This is a genomic window from Streptomyces sp. NPDC045846 (assembly GCF_056431605.1).
In genome coordinates this window covers 406,503-425,486 of record NZ_JBWKKJ010000005.1, presented here as the reverse complement: position 1 = coordinate 425,486, position 18,984 = coordinate 406,503, and the positions used below count along the sequence as shown (strand labels likewise).

Genomic DNA, 18,984 nt, shown 5'->3' with positions numbered 1-18,984 from the left:
TCAGGCACCGCTCAGCGCTGCCGTGCCCGTCCGGCTCCCGCCGTCCATGGCGGCTGCACCTGGAGCAGACCCCGTGCGGGCCTGATCGTTGGCGCAGGCTTCGCCCCCGCGGGCCGACTGGATGGCCCAGTACACCGCCTCCGGGGTCGCGGGCGATGCGAGCTCGACACTGATTCCGCTCGGCCCGAACGCCGCAGCGGCCTGCCGCAGCGCCTCCCGGACCGAGAACGCCAGCATGAGCGGGGGTTCACCCACGGCCTTGGAACCGTAGACCGCCCCTTCCTCCGTGGCGTTCTCAAGGAGCGTGACGTTGAACTCCTCCGGCATCTCGGAGAAGCTCGGCAGCTTGTAGGTGCTGGCCGCCTGGGTCTGCAACCGGCCCCGATGCGGCCCGTCACCGGTGTCCCAGCGCAGGTCCTCCAGGGTCAGCCAGCCCGCCCCCTGCACGAAGCCGCCCTCGACCTGACCGATGTCGATCATCGGGGAGAGGCTGTCGCCGACGTCGTGCACGATGTCCACGCGCCGGATGCGGTACGCGCCGGTGAAGCCGTCGACCTCGACCTCGGCCGCGGCGGCACCGTGGGCGAAGTACTTGAACGGGGCGCCCCGGAACGACCGCGCGTCCCAGTGCAGGCCCTCGGTCCGGTAGTAGCCGGCCGCAGACAGCTGAACACGCTGGAAATACGCGGCGCGCACCAGCTCCTCCCAGGCGAGCTCCTCGTCATTGCCCAGGGCGCGCACCACGCCCTCCACGATGCGCACGTCGGACGCGTTCGCTCCCAGCCGGCCGGCGGCCACCTGCGCCAAACGCTCGCGCAACTGCTCACAGGCGTTCTTGATCGCCCCGCCGTTGAGGTCCGCGCCCGAACTGGCCGCCGTGGCAGAGGTGTTGGGCACCTTGTCGGTCCGCGTGGGCGCGAGGCGGATCCTGTGCAGCGGAATACCCAGGGTCGTGGCGGCCACCTGCATCATCTTCGTGTGCAGCCCCTGGCCCATCTCGGTGCCGCCGTGGTTGATCAGGACGGAACCGTCCTTGTAGATCAGCACCAGCGCACCGCCCTGGTTGAAGGCGGTGAGATTGAACGAGATGCCGAACTTGAGGCCCGTCATGGCGAGGGACCGCTTGGTGTGCGGATGCGCCGCGTTGAAGGCGGCGATCCCGCGCTTGCGTTCGGCGATGCTCGCCTGATCCTGGACCTGCTGCCAGATGGCGGAGATCCGTTCGGGCTGGGTGACCGGTTGTCCGTACGGAGTGTGCTGGTCCTTCCGATAGAAGTTGCGCTCGCGCAGTTCCATCGGGTCCAGGCCGAGCCGCGGTGCGCAGCGCCCGAGGATGTCCTCGATCACCAGCATGCCCTGGGGCCCGCCGAAACCGCGGAAGGCGGTGTTGGAGACCTTGTTGGTCTTGGCGATGCGACCGGCGATGCGGGCGTTGGGAATCCAGTACGTGTTGTCGATGTGGCACAGCGCGCGGGCCAGCACCGGCTCGGACAGGTCAAGGCTCCAGCCGCCGTCCGACGTCAACAGGGCGTCCAGGGCCTGAATCCGGCCGTCCGCGTCGAAGCCGATCTTCCACGTGGCGTGGAAACCATGCCGCTTGCCGGACATGGTCAGGTCCTGCGTGCGATTGAGCCGCAGCCGGACGGGCCGACCGGTCAGCTTGGCGCCGAGCGCGGCGACGGCCGCGAACCCGTGCGGCTGCATCTCCTTGCCGCCGAACCCGCCGCCCATCCGCAGACACTGCACGGTCACCTCGTGGCTGTGCAGTCCGAGGACGTGCGCGACGATCTCCTGCGTCTCCGACGGGTGCTGGCTGCTGCTCTGGACGAACACCTGCCCGGCCTCGTCGACTTGGGCGAGCGCCGCATGCGTCTCGAGGTAGAAATGCTCCTGGTCGGAGAACTGGAACGCGCCGGTGAACACGTGCGCGGAGTCGGCGAAGCCGGCCTCGACGTCGCCGGACACCATCACGGGACGGGCACCGTGGAAGCTGTCGGCCGCGATCGCGTCCTGCAGCGTGATCAGCGAGGGAAGCTCCTGGAGTTCCACCGCGACGGCCGCCGCACCGAGCCGGGCCGCCTCCAGGGTCTGCCCGAGCACCCAGGCGACCGCATGGCCGTAGAACATGACCTCGTCGGGGAACAGCGGCTCGTCGTGCTTCATCCCGGCGTCGTTGACTCCGGGCACGTCGGCACCCGTGAGCACGCGGACCACACCGGGCACGGCGAGCGCGGCCTCGGTGCGGATCGCGGTGATCCGGCCGTGGGCCTTCATGACCTGAACCGGGTAGGCGTGCAGTACGTCCTTGGTGCGGAACACCAAGTCGTCGGTGTAGAGGGCGGCACCCGTGACGTGCAGCGTGGCGCTCTCGTGCGGCATCGAGACACCGACGACCGGCTTCTCGGGACGCTGGGACAGCTGACTCATGACGACACCACCTCGGTGTTCTGCGCGTACAGCTTCAGCAGGCTCTGACCGAGCATCGCAGCACGGTACTCGGCACTGGCGCGATGGTCGTCCATCGGTGTGCCCTCGGCCCGCAGCACCGCGGCCGCGGCCTCGACGGTCCGCGCCGACCACGGCCTTCCCTCCAGGGCCGCCTCGGTGTCCAGGGCGCGGATCGGCGTGGCGGCCACACCGCCCAGGCCGATGCGCGCCGTGCGGACGACACCGTCCTCGACGTCGAGCGCGAAGGCGACCGCGACGCTGGAGATGTCGTCGAAGCGCCGCTTGGCGATTTTGTGGAAGGCCACCACCGGCGCCAGGGGCAGCGGGACGCGTACCGCGCGGATCAGCTCACCGGGGCAGCGCACGCTCTGGCGGTAGCCCGTGAAGTACTCCGCCAGCGCAACCTCGCGCTCACCGTCGCTATCAGCGAGCACCACCGACGCCTCCAGGGCGAGCAGCGCCGGTGCGCTGTCACCAATCGGTGAGCCCGTGCCCAGGTTCCCTCCCAGCGTCGCGCCGTTGCGGATCAGGCGGGAGGCGAATTGCGGGAACAGCTCCGCCAGCAGCGGAACGCTGCCGTCGAGACGCCGCTCGATCTCGGTGAGCGTCAGTGCCGCCCCGATCTCGACGCATCCGGAGGTGACGACCAGCTCCCTGAGTTCGGGCAGCCGGTCGACAGCGATGACGCAATCCGCCCGGCGGGAACGGATGTTGACCTCGACGCCCCAGTCGGTCGAACCGGCGACCACCACGGCGTCCGGCCGTTCACGCAGCACCCGCAGCGTGTCGGCCAGAGTCCCTTTCCGCAGGAACGTGCGGTCACCCTGGACGTATTCAGTGGCAACCGGCAACGGCGGGGCCTGCTCGCGGCGCCGCGCCAGCGGGTCCTCGTCGCTGGGCGTTCCGAGGGCGAAGGCCGCGTCGCGGATCGGACGGTATCCCGTGCAGCGGCAGAGGTTGCCGCTCAGCGCGTGCAGGTCGAAGCCGTTCGGGCCGTGCTCCGATGCGGGGCCGTCGGCCGCGTCGGCCGGGGCGTATTCGCAGCGGTCGGGCCGGTAGTACTCGGCGGCCATGCTGCAGATGAACCCCGGTGTGCAGTACCCGCATTGGGAGCCTCCGCGGACCGCCATCTCCTCCTGCACCGGATGCAGCGCGGGCGGCTCACCGGGTGCGCCGCTCGTCGCCAGCCCTTCGGAGGTGACGACCTCCTGACCGTCGAGCGCCGCCACCGGGACGAGGCAGGCGTTGACGGCCACCCAGTCGGTGGGGCTGTCCACCCCGACTCCGGGACGGGCCACCAGGACCGAACAGGCACCGCACTCGCCTTCCGCACAGCCCTCCTTGGTGCCGGTCAGGCCGCGGTCGCGCAGGAAGTCCAGCGTTGTTGTGTGGGCCGGGGCCGGGGAAATCGGTGTTTCCTTGCTGTTGACCGTGATCCGTGCCTCTACCACGGCAGGTCCTCGCTTCGGGACGTGATCGGTCGAGCCATCATGTTCGCCAATGCTCAGGCAGCTTTCTGTGTTCGGACGCGCCGCACGAACGGAGCGCGCGCACAACGGCACGCGGCATCGGCGCGCCGGAAAGTGGTGACGGGAAACCCAGAACGTGCCACGGAGGGGCACGTCAGAACGGCGTGCTCAGCAGCCGTGCGCGATCCGACCCGGAACCCAGACGGTGCACTGGGCGAGGCGACCAAGATCGGAGCTGGTGGACATCCTCTGGTCGCCTCCTTTCGGTATTCACGGGTCGATGGTTACCGCAAGCTAGTTGCTGACACCACGGAGGTCAAGAGGCCGACCTCCGTCTCTCACCATCCGAAGGCCGTACGCGGCACGGCCCGCCTGCCCGAGCGGCTCGCCGCGTCGTGGCCCGAGGGGCGGCGCGGACACCGGTCAGTCGCCCCTGGCGGCAGAGCTCCCTCCGAGGTACGGCTCGCTCAACGGGCGTTGAGCCATGGCCGTCTTGAACCATCGAGCGCGGCTACCGGAGGCCGCTGCCCCGCCCAAGACGATCGAAGAGCCCGCGCGGCGCTTATCGCTCCACAGGGTTCTGATCGCTCTGCTCTTGCGCCTGCGCCCAGGTGCTCGCCCATTCGTTGAGCGGCTGGAGAGCGTGACCGAGTGCTGTCCCCAGCTCAGTGAGCTCATAGCCGTCGGCCGAGGCGGCGATGATCCCGGTGGACGTGAGCTCGCGAAGGCGCTGGTAGAGGACGCTCGATGACAGGCCTTCACACCGCGCCAGCAGCGCTCGCGCACCGAGCGGACCCGCACGCAGCTCCCAGAGAACGCGCAGCGCCCACCGACGGCCGAGGAGATCCATCGCGGCCATGATCGGACGACCGGTGCTCGATCCACGAACTGGCTTCCCTGGCCGCGGTGTTGACATGACCCTCCTTGCGTTTCGTTTTTCGAAACACTAGCATCCCTCGCATGTTTCGAATTTAGAAACAACCGAAGGGGGAGCGTCGATGTCGCGCACAGTCCAGCTGGGACCGCCGTACGCCGACCAGGGCTGCTCGAGTGAGGCATGCACGGCACTGCGTCCACCGCACTACCGCTCCCGTCCGCGTGCCTGCATGTCCGCAAGGACGCCCGACGCGTCCGGCTAGCTCCGACGCCGCTGACGAGGGTTAGCCGGTCGGGCGCATGAGGCCGGCGACGCCACGGGCACGGACGGCCCTGCCTCCGAACCGAAGCCATCGCCCTCTCCGCGCCGGGCGAGACGCGCACCGCAACCGAGACGCACGCGCCCGCATGCGTCACGCAGGTGACGTCCCCGCGACCGTACGCGCCAGTTCCCCGTCGGGCCGCTGTGCCGACCCCCGGCGACGAACGATCCCTCCCACCTCACCGAGGCCCGACGACCACACCGGCGAGGCGCACCCCCGCACTCGCCGCCGCGGGCGGCACCACACGCCTCATCGACACCATCGCCTTCACCTTTGGAGACCCCATGACAGCGTCCACCGCCGGAACCGCGACCGGCCTACGCCTGCACGCACCGGCACCAGGCTGGTCGATCGACGCGGACGTCGTGATCGTCGGCTCCGGCGTCGCGGGCCTGACGGCCGCCCTGCGCTGCACCGCGGCGGGCCTGGCCACGGTGGTCGTCACCAAGGCCCGCCTCGACGACGGATCGACGCGCTGGGCGCAGGGCGGGATAGCGGCGGCCCTCGGCGAGGGGGACACCCCCGAGCAGCACCTGGACGACACCCTGGTCGCCGGCGCGGGCCTGTGCGACGAGGCCGCGGTACGCGCGCTGGTCACCGAGGGCCCTGCCGCCGTACGACGGTTGATCGCCTCCGGCGCCCGCTTCGACACCGACGACTCGGGCGCGATCTCGCTGACCCGCGAGGGCGGCCACCACCGCCGCCGCATCGCGCACGCGGGCGGCGACGCCACGGGCGCGGAGGTCTCCCGCGCGCTGGTCGAGACGGTCCGGGCAACGGCCCTCCATACGATCGAGAACGCCCTGGTCCTGGACCTGTTGAGGGATGCGCAAGGCCGTACGGCGGGCGTCACTCTGCACGTCATGGGCGAGGGTCAGCACGACGGCGTGGGCGCGGTCCGCGCGCCCGCCGTGGTGCTCGCGACCGGCGGCATGGGCCAGGTGTTCTCGGCGACGACCAACCCGCCGGTGTCGACCGGCGACGGCGTGGCGCTCGCGCTGCGCGCGGGCGCCGAGATCTCCGACCTGGAGTTCGTCCAGTTCCACCCCACGGTCCTCTTCCTCGGCGCCGACTCCGAGGGCCAGCAGCCGCTGGTCTCCGAGGCCGTGCGCGGCGAGGGCGCCCACCTCGTCGACGCCGCCGGGACGCGCTTCATGCTCGGCCAGCACGAACTCGCTGAGCTCGCCCCGCGCGACATCGTCGCCAAGGCCATCACCCGCCAGATGCAGGCCCAGGGCGCCGAGCACATGTACCTGGACGCCCGGCACTTCGGCGCCGAGATGTGGGAACAGCGCTTCCCCACCATCCTCGCCGTCTGCCGCTCGCACGGCATCGACCCGGTCACCGAGCCGATCCCGGTCGCCCCCGCCGCCCACCACGCATCGGGCGGCGTACGCACCGACCCGCACGGCCGTACCACCGTGCCCGGCCTGTACGCGTGCGGCGAGGCCGCCTGCACCGGCGTCCACGGCGCCAACCGGCTCGCCTCCAACTCCCTCCTGGAGGGCCTGGTCTTCGCGGAACGCATCGCACAGGACATCGCGTCAACGCCCCGCGCCCGTGCCGAACCCGTGATTCCCGAAGGCACCATGCTCCCGCTCCTGGCCCCCGAGTCGCGCCTCGCGATCCAGCGGATCATGACGAAGGGGGCTGGGGTGGTCCGCTCGTCGGTGAGCCTCGCCGAGGCGGCCGCGCACCTCGAAGCGCTCAGGGTGGACCCCGCCACCGCGACCCCGGACGACCACAAGCCGGCCGTCCCCGGCGTCGAGTCCTGGGAGGCGACGAACCTCCTGTGCGTGGCCCGCGCCCTGGTCGCCGCCGCACAGCGCCGCGAGGAGACCCGCGGCTGCCACTGGCGCGAGGACCACCCGGACCGCGAAGACGCCCACTGGCAACGTCACTTGGTCGTACGACTCAACCCGGACCACACCCTCACCCTCCACACCACCGACACAACGGAGTTCCCCCCGGCCCTCCCTTCTCTTCTTCAGGAGCGGTGATCATGAGCATCCCGAACCTTCTCCTTGTACAGCCCGAGGACACCAGCGGCTCCACCAGCACCAAGGCGGACAGCCTCGAATGCGGCCTCGACCCGGCCCTCGCCCAACTCCTCCGGGGCGCGGGCCTCGATCCGGTCCAGGTCGAAGGCATCGCGCACATCGCACTCAACGAGGACCTGGCCCTCGGCATGGACGTCACCACGGCCGCCACGGTCCCCCAAGGTGCCGTGGCAACCGGCGACTTCACGGCCCGCGAGGCCGGCACGGTGGCCGGTGTCCACATCGCCGAGGCGATCGTCTCGGTCGTCTGCGCGGACGGCTACGCGGTCGAGCGCCACGTCGAGGACGGCGACCGCGTCGAGGCGGGCCAAAAGCTCCTCTCCGTCACGACCCGCGCCCGCGCCCTGCTCACCGCCGAGCGCCCCGCCCTCAACGTCCTCTGCCACCTCTCCGGCATCGCAACGGCCACCCACGCCTGGGCGCACGCGCTCGAAGGCACCAGAACCAAGGTCCGCGACACCCGCAAAACCACCCCGGGCCTGCGCGCTTTGGAAAAGTACGCGGTCCGCTGCGGCGGCGGCATCAACCACCGCATGTCCCTCTCGGACGCGGCCCTGATCAAGGACAACCACGCCGTGGTGGCCGGAGGCGTGTCCGAGGCCTTCAGGCTCGTCCGTGAAGGCTTCCCCGACCTCGCCATCGAGGTCGAGGTCGACACCCTCACCCAGCTCGCCGAAGTCCTGCACGCCGGGGCGGACTTGATCCTCCTGGACAACTTCACCCCGGCGGAGACGGCCGAAGCCGTGGCCCTGGCCAGCGGTCGGGCGATGCTCGAGTCCTCCGGCCGCCTGACCCTCGACACGGCTCGCGCGTACGCCGAGACGGGCGTCGACTACCTCTCGGTCGGCGCCCTCACCCACTCCTCACCCGTCCTCGACGTCGGCCTGGACCTCCGCCGCTCCTGACCATCTGCAACGAGAACGCGCGGGAGTTCCGGCGACTTCCGGCCGAAACAACAGACGACGCCAGGCGGACCACAAGTGATCGCCACCCGCTCCGCTCCTGGCCGCTTTCGAGGCGTGGCGGGCGGCCTGCGCTCCCCCCGCCACACCGGTTCCGCGGTCTCGGCCGGGAGTCGGCTCTGCGCGGTGTTGAACTAAGGCACCCCTACCGGGCTCCTGCGTGAAAGTGAGCGGCCCTACGTTCTCGCTCTCTTCCGCGCGGGGGCGGGCTCCCGGCACTCCGCCGACCCTTCATGCAGCGCTACGCGGACCAGAAGTTCAGCAAGGGCTGCGCCGGGCTTCGACGCCTCCAGGCGCAAGGCCTGGCAGCCTGGGCAGTTCTTCTTCACCAGAGCCTTTCTGCATTGAGACCGGGCCAGGAAGAGGAACAGAGCTTTGCGGTCGCAAGCGTGGCCGCCGTCGACGACCGGAGCCCCTCCCCCGCGGCTTCGGTCTACTGCACGTTATCCCTGCGGACGCTCCTGTGTATGTCATTGAGCCCTCTTGCCCATTCAGCGGCGCTCACGCGATGACGCTGGCGAGCTGATGCCAGATCGCTCCGGCCGACGCATAACCCGCCTGCCGGAGCACGTGCACACGGCGCATCCGTAACGAATGGTGCCGAGGCCCTGGAACTCGAACACGTCAGGGCCAAGGACGGCACGGGCTGACCGCACCGTCCTGGTCCCCCGTCTACCCGTACAGCACGTTCCGCCCCGGCATGGGCAGGCGACTCGTTCTCCTCTGCCCGTCCATGCACCCGGCCCGGATCGAGCTGTGATCAGCGTGTCGGACGGTAGGTAGCGATGATCACTCCGCTGCTGGTCGGCTCGGCGCTGACCAGCTCCAGCTTCTTCAGGGAAGCGTCATCGGCGAACAGCTTCTTGCGGCCCTCGCCCGCCACCACCGGGTGGATCAACAGGACCAGTTCGTCCAGCAGGTCCTGCTCCAGCAGCGAACGCACCAGCGTCGGGCTGCCCGCGACGGTGATGTCCTTGCCCTCTCCCGCCTTGAGCTCCCCGATCGCGGCCGCCAGATCGCCGTTGACGAGCGTGCTGTTCGCCCAGTCGTCCACGCTGTCCAGCGTGGAGGAGACCACGTACTTGGGCGAGTCATTGATCCACTTGGCGAAACCGGCGTCCTCGCCCTCGGTCACCGTCGGCCAGTACCCGGCCCACTCGGTGAAGGTCACCCGGCCCAGCAAAATCGTGTCCGCCGACTCGAGCGTCTTCCCCAGTGCCGCGCCCATCTCCTCGTCGAAAGCGAACTGCCACTCGTTCGGCGACTGGGCCACACCGTCGAGCGAGACGAACAGACCCGAAACGACCTTGCGCATGATTCCTCCGTGATGAGTGCGGGGCCCGCTGCCCGGCCGCGGCCGAAGAGCGCTCCGTCCCAGGCGGGCCGACCCCGTCGGCTGTGTCAGGAAGACTAGGCGGGCACCAGCGAGGAGGGCTTGTACAGAAGCGACAGCGGCTCCGCGTCGCCCGGGACACTCAGCTGTGTGGCGGTCCGGCCGATGAACCGGCTCAAGGACCGCGCCAGGTGCGGCTGGTCGAAATAGCCCAGGCGATGCACGACGTCCTGCGCCGCTGTTCCCTGCTGGAGCAGGACCGCCGCCTCTCGGGCCCGGTGGATCTGCCGGACCGCACCCTGAGTGAGGCCGGTGGCCGCGACGAAACGCCGCTGGAGGGTCCGCTCGGAGACATCGGGGGCCGCGCCGCCCAGCACCGCGGGCACGATGGGGTCGCAGTCCACGATGCCCTCGCGCACCATGCGCCGTACGAACGCCTCCGCGTTGTCGTAATCGGGCACGTGCCAGGCGGAACCCTTCAGCCACACGGAGTTCCGCGTCACATCGGGTATCTGCGCGCTGCCACCCACCAGCTGACTGATCGGCACGTGAGGCATCGAGGTGCCCAGAGCGAAGCTGATGCCGAAGAACGTGGCGTCCTTGGGAACGGGAGCCGGACAGGCCTTGGGCTCCGGGCCCAGCACGGCCGCCTGCACCCGGCCCTCGTGCTCCCAGAAGACAAGCTCCCAGTGCGACGCCGCGACCGACATCATCCGGCCCACCTCGGTGCTGCGGCTGCGCCACACCCTCTCGATGTACGGCAGCTCCGACGGCCGACTCTCGATCTCAAGACCCAACCGGAACGCCCCCGCTCACCGCCGCCTGAGCCGCCAGTGTGCCACGCGCCACGGGACCGGAACCTGTCCAGCACCCGGCGAGCTACCTCGGCCACCGGACACGGGAGCCCGCCCACTCGGTTGATCGCGTGCGAGCCGAATGGGCGCATGCAGCGCGCCGCACGTGAGCGCACCACAGGCGATGCCGAAGCTGGGGCCGCTCCAAGCCCCCCTCGATAGCTCACCAGGAGGTGCGCACCTCAATGCGCCGATCCCTCAGGGCCGCATGCGCAGCCCTGGCCACGGCGGTCTGCCTGACCGCCGACGTCCCCGCCGCTTCCGCAGCGCCCTCCACATCGCGGCATGCCCCCGCCGACGCAACGCCGCCGCGGCCTGCGGCTCCGCTCGTCAGCCTCGGGGTCGTCAACTTCGGCGCGGCCTTGCTCGGCTCACTGCCCGACCCCGAGCGCTCCCCTGCTGGGACCAACGACTTCACCTGCAAGCCGACCGCCGCCCACCCCTACCCGGCCATCCTCGTCCACGGCACCTTCGAGAACGCCTACGACAACTGGAGCGGGCTCGCCCCCCGGCTGAAAAACGCCGGTTACTGCGTCTTCGCCCTCAACTACGGCGAGCTCAAGCCTCACGCCCTGCTGAAAGCCGTCGGCCCCATCCCCGCCTCGGCGCACCAGCTGGCCGACTACGTCGACAAGGTCCTCGCCGCCACCGGCGCGCAGAGGGTGGATCTCGTGGGCCACTCCCAGGGTGGCGGACTCATGCCGCAGTGGTACCTCCGCTTCGACGGCGGCGCCGCCAAGGTCCACCAATTGGTCGGCATCAACCCGAGCAGCCACGGCACCACGCTGCTCGGCCTGATCCACCTCGCCGACGCCGTCCTCGACATCGCGGGACGCTCCGGCAAGCCACTCGGCCTAGACAGCCCCGCGGCGAGGGACCAAACCGTCGGCTCCCCCGTGCTCCAGCAGCTCTACGCCCAGGGCGACACCGAGCCCGGCGTGACGTACACCAACATCGTCACCAAGCTCGACGAGGTCGTCACCGCGTACCGGCACCAGTTCCTCACTACCGGCCCGGGCGCCACCGTCCACAACATCCTGCTCCAGGACGTGTGCCCGCTCGAACTCACCGGCCACCTGGGCAGCCCGTACGACCCGAACGTCCACCAACTGGTCCTGAACGCCCTCGACCCCATCCACGCCACCCCCGTGCGCTGCACCCTCCTGACGGTTCCGCTGTAACTCGCCTTCGCCCGACCAACAGGCTGTCAACGGAACGCTCCACAGGCCAGGCGCCGTGTCCCGTCCTTTCGGCAACGGCCCACGCCAGGGCCCACATTGAACGTTTTCTCGGTCTCCCCCACCGCAAGTTTTCGCCCGCCGGAGCGGTGCTGAGGATACGGAGGGCCATGCACTTCCCCGAGCGCCGCTCTGGTCACCCGGCCCAGCTGACCAGAGCGGCGGCGTTCGGAGCTAACGGCCGGTGTCGAGCAGGGGGCGGCCGCCGTAAGAGGCCGCCATGGGCGAGGTACCGGTGGTCACGAAGTCCCGGATCCCGGCCAGGTAGGCGTCACGGTCCACCAGCCCGTCCCCGTCTGCGTCCAAGTCGTCGAAGGCCGCCGCCGCATCGGCCTCGGCGTTTCCCGCTGCCGTGCGCAAGCGCGTGAACTCCGCACGGTCCAGGCACCCGTCGCCGTCGGCGTCCGCGATGTCGAAGAGGGACCCCAGAGCAGGCCGGCAGGACCGTTCGAACGCGTCATGGCCCACCCAGGTCCGGTACTCCTCGAAGGTCACCCGGCCGTCACCATCGCCGTCCATGTCCGCGAAGACCGCCTCGTGCGCGGCCCGGGAAGCGACGACGACCGGGTGCGAGGCGTCGCGGCCCATGGCCGACGCGACCCGCTCCACCCGCCCCAGATACTCGGCATGTGTGATGACGCCGTCACCGTCCACATCCAGCATGAAGAAAATCCGGTGCTGGGGGGAATCGGAGGGGGAATCGGATACGGACTGCGACATAGCACTGCCTCCCGGCGGCCTTCTGCGACGGACAATCGGACCTTCTGGGCTTGTCGTGTCCGACCCTAGGGATGCGGCCGACGGCGAAACGATCCATCTGACCCCCGCCTCCCCGCGCGTCACCCGTTCGTGTCGCATTCGCGTCGGCGCGGGCCAGTTGCCGAACCCGTCGATCAATGCGGAGGTGCACCTGAGGGTTGCGGGGTCCCGCTCAGATCCCGGATGCCGCCGCCCGGGCGTGCTCCGTCGCACGGATGAAGCGAGGCGGCCACGTCCGCCAGCCCGCCGAGAAAACCCTTTGCGACCGGCTCCGCACCGGCGGTCTGATGGGCCAGCGACCGACAAAGGAGGGCCCCATGAGGACGCCGCTGCCCACCCCCTCGTTGCACACCGCCCGTCTTCGACTGCGTGCCTTCGAGGACGCGGATGCAAACGCCCTCTTCGTCATGCACAGCAGCGCCCACATCCTGCGTTACTGGGACTCGCCCCCGTGGACCGACCGTTCACACGCCGAGCAGTTCCTCGCCAATTGCCGACAGATGGAACAGGAAGGCACCGGGGCGCGGTTGGCCGTGGATCGTGTGTCCGACGGGGCTTTCATCGGCTGGTGCACCCTGCACCAATGGAATCCGGATTTTCGCAGCGCGTCGCTCGGCTACTGCTACGACGACGCCGCGTGGGGCCACGGCTACGCGACCGAAGCCGCGCGCGCTCTACTGCGGTGGGCGTTCGACACGCTGGACCTGAATCGCGTCCAAGCCGAGGCCGATACCCGCAACGTGGCTTCTGCCCGCGTGCTGCAGAAGCTCGGCTTCGTGCGTGAGGGGACGTTGCGGGAGGACTGCGTCGTCAATGGCGACGTCTCAGACTCGTGGGTCTACGGGCTGCTCAGGCGGGAGTGGGCGGCCGTCCTCCCGGCCGGTTCGCCAGTCCAGCCCGTATAAGGGAGTTGGGGCAGACGGCCGACTCCCGCTCAGCGGGGACGGCGATGGGATCGGGGCCGACGGACGTCCACCTGCTGTCTAAACAGCAGAAGAGAACGCCGGGAGATACCCGGCGGACTGGCCCTTGGCCGTGGGGTGGTACGACTCGTCCACGGGCAGGGTGACGCTGTGGAGCCATGGGTCGCCGGAGCAGATCTCGTGACCCTTGAAGGTCGCATTGACGCCTGCGAAGGAGAATCCGTGGTCGGCGGCGCGCTTCGCGATGACGGCATTGATGTCATCGTCGGCAGCGTTGAGGGCGGCGCGTGACTTCTCGCCGATGCCCACAGCGCAACCACCCCCCAGCTTGTAGAAGCGTGGATAGCCCATGACGACCACCTCAGCGTTGGGTGCCTTGCTGTGGATGGCGTCGTAGACCTGGTCGAGCTTTCCGGAAAGCGTGGTGCTGATGTACGAACGGGCTTGGGCGACGCGTGCCAGGCAGGCACGCTCGCCCTGAAGAACGCAGGTCGTCACCGTGTCGGCGAACCCCGCGTCATTGCCGCCGATGGTGATGCTCACCAGCGACGTGGACCGGTTCAGCGGACCCAGCTGGCCATCGACGACATCACCCGTGCGGGCGCCTGCACAGGCCGTGAACGCGAAGGAGGAAGGTGAGTGCGCGGCGCGCCACAGCGCCGGGTAGGACCTGATGCTGCGTTTACAGTCGCCGCTGTCTTCGTCGTAGCCACCAGCCCCGAGGCCGGCGGAATAGGAGTCCCCGAGGGCGACGTAACCGCCGGTGCGGGGCGCCGCAGTGGCCGCGGACGCAGGGGCGGTCGCCACGGCTCCGTTGAGAACGAGGGCGGACAGCGAGCAGAGAAGCGCGGCCAACCGCCTTCGCCTCATGACGCCCCGCTGGGCAGAGGGGGATACGCGACGGTACGCATACGGAAAGTCAGTCACGCCACAGGCAACGACCAAGGAGGCCCCCCAGATACGGGCCCGGCAACGTCTCAACAGCCTGCACAGCGGACACCGGTAGACAGCGAGGCCCCGCATGCATGTTGCCCGGGCCGAGACCGGCCCGCGATGCCAGCCGCAGCATCAGGTGTGAGCGCCGAGGAGTGGGACGACCGGCGCTGGCACCTGCGGGCCCGCATCGCCGCAGTGCCCGCGCCGCGTCGCTGGACCGAACGGGCTGAGGCTGCCGCGCCCGTCACGGCGGGCCGTCTCTATGGCTGGCCGATGGTGGCTGGCGGCGGGGTCCACCGGGCCGTGGGCAGGACGGCGGTGCTCACCCCGTAGTCGGCCTTGAGGTGTTCGGGGATGGCGTAGTGCATGACGCGGCCCCGTGTGAGCGACGACAGTTCGAGGACGCTGGTCAGGTACCCGAGCCGGTCGAGGGCCCACGCGGCCACTGGCGAGCGGTCCTCTAGGGATTCCAGTACGCCGAGGACCGCGGGAGCGGCCTTGACGAGGGTGTCCCAGGGGGTGCGGGGCACCTTCAGCCAGTCGGCGCAGGTGTCGCCGATCAGGTAGCGGATCAGGGCGGAGACGACGGGGTCGAAGAAGGTGCCCGGCACGACTTCCTCGTACAGGTCGATGAGCTGTCGGGTGAGCAGGGCGCCTTCCTCGCTGGGGCCCATGTGACGGGTCATGTACAGGTCGGAGAAGACGCGGGCGTCCTGGATCGTCTGGGGTACGTGAGCCTGGTCCACGCCGAGGAAGGCACCCACGACCCGCCAGGCGTAGTAGTAGGCGTCGGCGCCTTCGTTGCTCATGTGGATGCCGAGCCGGTGCAAGGCGTCGAGGACCTGGATGGAGAACATCATCTGCCCGCCGATCATGTCCTCCTGACAGATCGGGGTGCCCAGGGCGGCGACGTCCCAGAGGCCCTCGCGCTTGAGGTGGTGGCGGATGGAGGCGTGCAGCAGGCGTACCTTCTGGGCGGCCGGGATGAAGCGGCTTCCGGCCTCGAAGGCATCGGGACGCATCAAGTAGACGGTGAACTGCCCCGTCTCGGCCATCCGTTTCGAGGGGTACTTCAGTGAGTGCGTGGCCGAGAGCAGCTTCGCGACGTGCGGCAGGACGTAGCAGGCCGGCATCGAGGCGAAGGACAGTGCGGTGGAGATGTGCACGTTGTTGTCGATGAAGAAGAGGCGGGCCTTCTCCATTTCGGCCCAGTCCACCCAGCCCGGTGGCGTGCCGGTGGTGTTCAGGTATTCGCGGGCCACGTCGGGCAGACCTTCCGGCAGATCCTGGCCGACGGTGGAGACGTAGCGCATGAGGGAGTTGAACTTGCCGACCTCGCCGCGCTCGAACAGCGCGCTCACGGTCGCGTCGGCGAGTTCGTCGCCCTGGGTACGCAGGGCATCCATGGAGGCGGGGGTGTAGGTCATCGCGGTGCTCCAGGGGTCAGTGGATGCGGGTGGTGGCGTCGGCCGCCAGGGTGGTGAGCGCACGGCGGGCCTCCCCGGTCACGGCGGCGCCCGCCAGTGCTTCCTGCGCCGCGCGCTGCCGGGCGGTGATCATCTTCTCGACACGGGTGACGGCTCCGGTTCGGCAGGCGATGTCCCGGACCTGTTGCACCTGCTCCTCCGTAAGTCCTTCCTGGCCCAGCAGGCCGTGCAATTCCTCGCGTTCGGCCGGGGCCACGCAGGCGAGCACCTGGGCCATCAGCACGGTGGGACGGTTGCCGGTCACGTCATCGGCGGGGTCCTTGCCGGTCGCGGCGGGATCGCCGAACAGGCCGAGCAGGTCGTCGCGGAGCTGGAAGGCTTCGCCCAGCGGAAGGCCGTAATCGCTGTAGGCCTGCAGGAGGCGCGGATGTGCACCGGCGAGGAGGCCGCCGAGCTGCAAGGGGTGTTCGACGGTGTACTTGGCGGTCTTGTACCGGATCACCTTCACCGATGCTTCCAGCTCGGGCTCGCACCCGGTCCGCAGGATCTCCAGGCATTCCCCGGCCACCAGTTCGCGGGCCAACACCGTCCACAGAGGCCGGGCTCTGTGGAGGAAGGCGCCAGGCAGGCCCGAGCTGGTGAACAGCTGTCCCGCCATCGCCATCAACAGGTCTCCCACCAGCATCGCCAGTGCTCGGGCACTGGACTGAGGGATGTCACGGCCGCCCAACCCACTGTCAGCGTCGCGGACTTGGCCGCAGGGCAGCCGTCTCAGGGCCGTGTGCACGGTGGGGAGGCCGTGCCTGGTGCTGCTGTGGTCGATCAGGTCGTCGTGGACCACGGCGGCCGCGTGGACCAGCTCGATGGCGGCGGCAGCCCGTACCAGCGCGTCGCTGTCGGGCTGTCCCGTGCCGCGCCAGCCCCAGTAGCAGAAGGCGGCCCTCAGGCGTTTGCCGGAGCCGGTCGCGGCGTGGAGCTGCTCCGACACGGGTTGCAGAGCGGCATCGATGTCGGCCAACGCATGTGCTTCGGCCGTGACGAACTCCCCCAGGACCGAGTCGATCCGTCCCTTGAGAAGGCTGTTCCCGGTGTCTTCCGTCACGAGGTGGTCGTCTCCCGCGGGTGCGTCCCGACGGTGCGGGCCAGGACCTCCAGATGTGCCGGTGCCGCACCGGCGTGGCGGTCGAGGAACAGCCGGCCACGGGCCTTGGTCTCCTCCTGGCCGTCTGCCAGGAGCTCTCCGAGATCTGCGCGACGCAGCAAGTTGCCTGCCCTGCCAACCGCGCCGCTCAGCCCGCTGAGAGCGAGATCGGCTAGACCTGCCAGCAGGACCACCGCATCTTCTGCCAGGTTCGCCTGGCGGTCGCCGTGGTGAGTCACGATCGTCTCCTTGATTTTCTGCGCGCCGGGTTCGGCCTTGGCAGTTGAGGGTGGCCGCCCGCGGCGTTGGGGGTGGCAGGAGGATGGCGACGGCGAACTGGCCGACCCCTGTAGGGCCGCGGATCAAGAAGAGGGCGGGCGCTCGCACTCTGCGTCCGGTGAACGTCCGGATGCTCCACGGCGCGACGGCCATCCGTTCACGCTCCCTAGGGTTGGCATCCAATACACCGGCGGCATATGCCCTGCATCCAGGCGCGATCACGCGCCGCCCCTTAGGTACGTAACGGTCCTTCAGTGATCCCAGCCCCGGGAAGACGCGTGCACCCCCGCATCAGGGCGCGAACCGATCTACGGAGTGCGCGGGGGGCGTGAGAATGCACGGCTTCCGGCGCACGCGCCAAGCGCTCTGCGCCACGCTCCAGCACGTTGGTGCCCCTCGCGACCACGGCCGGCGCCGCGGGCAGCGCATGCACGGCGACCGGAGGCAGGTGGGCGAGGGCATCGAGCCCGCGCCGGGCCGCGGCTGGCCAGAGAGGCTGCGTGTGGTTCGCGAACGAGTTTTAATCGATGCGCCTGCCCTGGATTGGACGGTGCAATCCTCCATCTCCAGCTCTTCATCACATCGAGGCCCTCCCCGTTGCGGCCGTGCCGGAAGCGGTGTTGAGGGCGTGTGGACATGCGCGATGACGATGGTGTGCAGTACGCCGCTCTGCTGGGGGGCTACTGGCTTGAACCTTGCCTGCTCACCGAGGTTCCTCGGATCACAGAGCGGAGGGCGACAGGGAATGCCGGAGGGCGGTGGGCGGCTCGATGCGTACTGGTCGGCGTCGCCGCCGTCATGGTGATCGCGGCCGTGGCCGCCACCCTGCTTGACTGAAACCGCTAGCAGCGGTGCGGAGTTGCGGAGAGCGGAGCGCCGAGGGAAAGGGTTCCCGAGTGCATCGGGAGGCTTTCCCGCACCGAGACCGCGCCGATCGAGGCTGACGGCCCGTTCGGCGACGTGGCGGAACTGACCTCCTACGCCGTCGGCTGGTTTCCCGACCAGACGGCCCGCTCCTGGAGCGCATACCGCGCACATCCGCAAAGCCTCGCTACTGATCTTCACGGTTCGGGTCGACGTCGGTCGGGGTTGAGATCAGTTGTGAGTCCGTGATGAACCCGGCTGAGGCAGGCGGGTACTTCACCCATTGCCGACGGCGCGGGCCGACGCAGCGAATTTCTCGATGCGCGCGCGGGTGCCAGGTGGCAGTACGGCGCGCGACAACGCTCCGCTTCCGTGAGGCCGAGGGAGGACGAGCGGTCCGCCCGGCGGCGGAAGAGGTCCCTCCCTGGGGTGGAGGGCAAGGCCTGGGGTGAACTGCGAGGTTGAAGGCAGTCGGGAAACGGCTCGACTGCCTTCAACCTACTGAGGATTGACCATGCGAAAGTTCACCACCGCGCTTGCGCTCGCCACTTCGGTCATGGCCCTCGCGGCCGGGACGTGCGGAGCCGCTGCGGCCGCGTCCGCGCCGGCGGTCCCCGCGGCCGCCCAACATCTCGCGCTGGACAGCTGGACTCTGCTCAACGAGTACGGGCCGGGCCCCAACCCGGGCGAGCGGCTCACCGCACAGCTGAGCGCCCGTACGGTCGACGGCCGTAGCCGCGGGCATGTCGTGGTGCAGCACGTGTTCGAGAACGTCGGAACCACCCGGGCCGAGTTCGATGTCGACTGCCTGACCGTCGACACGAACGGCGCCATTATCGTGACCGGCCCCATCTCGCGGACCGTGATCACCCCGGCTGGAGGCAAGCCGTATCTCTTCGAGAAAGGCCGACATCCCGAAGCCGGCCTCACCTTCTACCCGACCGACGAGCAGCACCAGCGCCGTGTCGGCTGGGCTCACACCGACACCAAGATGCACTCCGAGGTCGTCAGGTGCGGTGCGGTTCCGGCCAGCCTCTGGGTCATCGACGGGGGGACCTTTTTGCACCGTTAGGCTGGTAGGTCCGCTCGCGA

15 protein-coding genes are annotated in these 18,984 nt (G+C 69.6%); 5 read left to right on the top strand and 10 right to left on the bottom strand.

All coding sequences use genetic code 11. The features are described from left to right. The 3 genes from xdhB to AC07F3_RS16945 form a co-directional block, all read right to left on the bottom strand. Positions 1-2,427, bottom strand: a complete 2,427-nt coding sequence (gene xdhB / locus AC07F3_RS16955; RefSeq protein ID WP_479114756.1) for a xanthine dehydrogenase molybdopterin binding subunit — start codon at positions 2,425-2,427, stop codon at positions 1-3. Beyond that, entirely contained in the window at positions 2,424-3,899 is a 1,476-nt protein-coding gene (locus AC07F3_RS16950) for a xanthine dehydrogenase small subunit (RefSeq protein WP_479114755.1), read from the bottom strand. The genes xdhB and AC07F3_RS16950 overlap by 4 nt, the downstream gene beginning before the upstream one ends. Before the next feature lie 580 nt (positions 3,900-4,479). After that, positions 4,480-4,776, bottom strand: coding sequence for a winged helix-turn-helix transcriptional regulator (locus AC07F3_RS16945; RefSeq protein ID WP_479114753.1), 297 nt, complete (start codon positions 4,774-4,776; stop codon positions 4,480-4,482). 624 nt (positions 4,777-5,400) lie between these two features. Here AC07F3_RS16945 and AC07F3_RS16940 point away from each other — a divergent pair. Together AC07F3_RS16940 and nadC are read left to right on the top strand one after the other, a co-directional pair. Further along, the gene (locus tag AC07F3_RS16940) at positions 5,401-7,116 is read left to right on the top strand and encodes an L-aspartate oxidase (RefSeq protein WP_479114751.1); all 1,716 of its coding nucleotides are present in this window, start codon (positions 5,401-5,403) and stop codon (positions 7,114-7,116) included. Between the two features lie 2 nt (positions 7,117-7,118). Next, positions 7,119-8,081 (top strand): carboxylating nicotinate-nucleotide diphosphorylase, encoded by a 963-nt coding sequence (gene nadC, locus AC07F3_RS16935; protein ID WP_479114749.1) that lies wholly within the window; start codon positions 7,119-7,121, stop codon positions 8,079-8,081. 817 nt (positions 8,082-8,898) lie between these two features. Here nadC and AC07F3_RS16930 read toward each other — a convergent pair. Continuing rightward, entirely contained in the window at positions 8,899-9,453 is a 555-nt protein-coding gene (locus tag AC07F3_RS16930) for a dihydrofolate reductase family protein (RefSeq protein WP_479114747.1), read from the bottom strand. A 95-nt stretch (positions 9,454-9,548) separates the two neighbouring features. Continuing rightward, complete coding sequence (locus AC07F3_RS16925) at positions 9,549-10,268, bottom strand: helix-turn-helix domain-containing protein (RefSeq protein ID WP_479114745.1); 720 nt, start codon at positions 10,266-10,268, stop codon at positions 9,549-9,551. A 242-nt stretch (positions 10,269-10,510) separates the two neighbouring features. Here AC07F3_RS16925 and AC07F3_RS16920 point away from each other — a divergent pair, with 242 nt between their 5' ends. Then, the gene (locus tag AC07F3_RS16920; RefSeq protein ID WP_479114743.1) at positions 10,511-11,506 is read left to right on the top strand and encodes an esterase/lipase family protein; all 996 of its coding nucleotides are present in this window, start codon (positions 10,511-10,513) and stop codon (positions 11,504-11,506) included. 231 nt (positions 11,507-11,737) lie between these two features. Here the strand turns inward: AC07F3_RS16920 and AC07F3_RS16915 are convergent, their stop codons facing one another. After that, positions 11,738-12,226 (bottom strand): EF-hand domain-containing protein, encoded by a 489-nt coding sequence (locus AC07F3_RS16915; protein WP_479114741.1) that lies wholly within the window; start codon positions 12,224-12,226, stop codon positions 11,738-11,740. A 413-nt stretch (positions 12,227-12,639) separates the two neighbouring features. Between AC07F3_RS16915 and AC07F3_RS16910 the strand changes: the two genes are divergently transcribed. After that, positions 12,640-13,227 carry a GNAT family N-acetyltransferase gene (locus AC07F3_RS16910; protein WP_479114739.1) on the top strand — a complete coding sequence of 196 codons (588 nt, stop codon included), beginning with the start codon at positions 12,640-12,642 and terminating at the stop codon, positions 13,225-13,227. Between the two features lie 78 nt (positions 13,228-13,305). On the opposite strand, the gene AC07F3_RS16905 is transcribed toward AC07F3_RS16910, so the two are convergent. The 4 genes from AC07F3_RS16905 to AC07F3_RS16890 form a co-directional block, all read right to left on the bottom strand. Further along, entirely contained in the window at positions 13,306-14,115 is an 810-nt protein-coding gene (locus AC07F3_RS16905; RefSeq protein WP_479114737.1) for an SGNH/GDSL hydrolase family protein, read from the bottom strand. Between the two features lie 326 nt (positions 14,116-14,441). Then, the gene (locus AC07F3_RS16900) at positions 14,442-15,608 is read right to left on the bottom strand and encodes an oxygenase MpaB family protein (protein WP_479114736.1); all 1,167 of its coding nucleotides are present in this window, start codon (positions 15,606-15,608) and stop codon (positions 14,442-14,444) included. 16 nt (positions 15,609-15,624) lie between these two features. Continuing rightward, the gene (locus AC07F3_RS16895; RefSeq protein ID WP_479114734.1) at positions 15,625-16,710 is read right to left on the bottom strand and encodes a polyprenyl synthetase family protein; all 1,086 of its coding nucleotides are present in this window, start codon (positions 16,708-16,710) and stop codon (positions 15,625-15,627) included. After that, positions 16,707-16,988 (bottom strand): polyprenyl synthetase, encoded by a 282-nt coding sequence (locus AC07F3_RS16890; RefSeq protein ID WP_479114732.1) that lies wholly within the window; start codon positions 16,986-16,988, stop codon positions 16,707-16,709. The genes AC07F3_RS16895 and AC07F3_RS16890 overlap by 4 nt, the downstream gene beginning before the upstream one ends. Positions 16,989-18,406: 1,418 nt before the next feature. On the opposite strand from AC07F3_RS16890, the gene AC07F3_RS16885 reads away from it, so the two are divergent. Further along, positions 18,407-18,964, top strand: a complete 558-nt coding sequence (locus tag AC07F3_RS16885; protein WP_479114730.1) for a hypothetical protein — start codon at positions 18,407-18,409, stop codon at positions 18,962-18,964. Positions 18,965-18,984 lie beyond the last annotated feature (20 nt).

Coding starts and splice junctions, on each gene's coding strand:
- xdhB (WP_479114756.1), bottom strand. CDS start 2,427: ATGAGTCAGCTGTCCCAGCGTCCCGAGAAGCCGGTCGTCGGTGTCTCG.
- AC07F3_RS16945 (WP_479114753.1), bottom strand. CDS start 4,776: ATGGCCGCGATGGATCTCCTCGGCCGTCGGTGGGCGCTGCGCGTTCTC.
- AC07F3_RS16940 (WP_479114751.1), top strand. CDS start 5,401: ATGACAGCGTCCACCGCCGGAACCGCGACCGGCCTACGCCTGCACGCA.
- nadC (WP_479114749.1), top strand. CDS start 7,119: ATGAGCATCCCGAACCTTCTCCTTGTACAGCCCGAGGACACCAGCGGC.
- AC07F3_RS16930 (WP_479114747.1), bottom strand. CDS start 9,453: ATGCGCAAGGTCGTTTCGGGTCTGTTCGTCTCGCTCGACGGTGTGGCC.
- AC07F3_RS16920 (WP_479114743.1), top strand. CDS start 10,511: ATGCGCCGATCCCTCAGGGCCGCATGCGCAGCCCTGGCCACGGCGGTC.
- AC07F3_RS16915 (WP_479114741.1), bottom strand. CDS start 12,226: ATGCTGGATGTGGACGGTGACGGCGTCATCACACATGCCGAGTATCTG.
- AC07F3_RS16910 (WP_479114739.1), top strand. CDS start 12,640: ATGAGGACGCCGCTGCCCACCCCCTCGTTGCACACCGCCCGTCTTCGA.
- AC07F3_RS16905 (WP_479114737.1), bottom strand. CDS start 14,115: ATGAGGCGAAGGCGGTTGGCCGCGCTTCTCTGCTCGCTGTCCGCCCTC.
- AC07F3_RS16900 (WP_479114736.1), bottom strand. CDS start 15,608: ATGACCTACACCCCCGCCTCCATGGATGCCCTGCGTACCCAGGGCGAC.
- AC07F3_RS16885 (WP_479114730.1), top strand. CDS start 18,407: ATGCGAAAGTTCACCACCGCGCTTGCGCTCGCCACTTCGGTCATGGCC.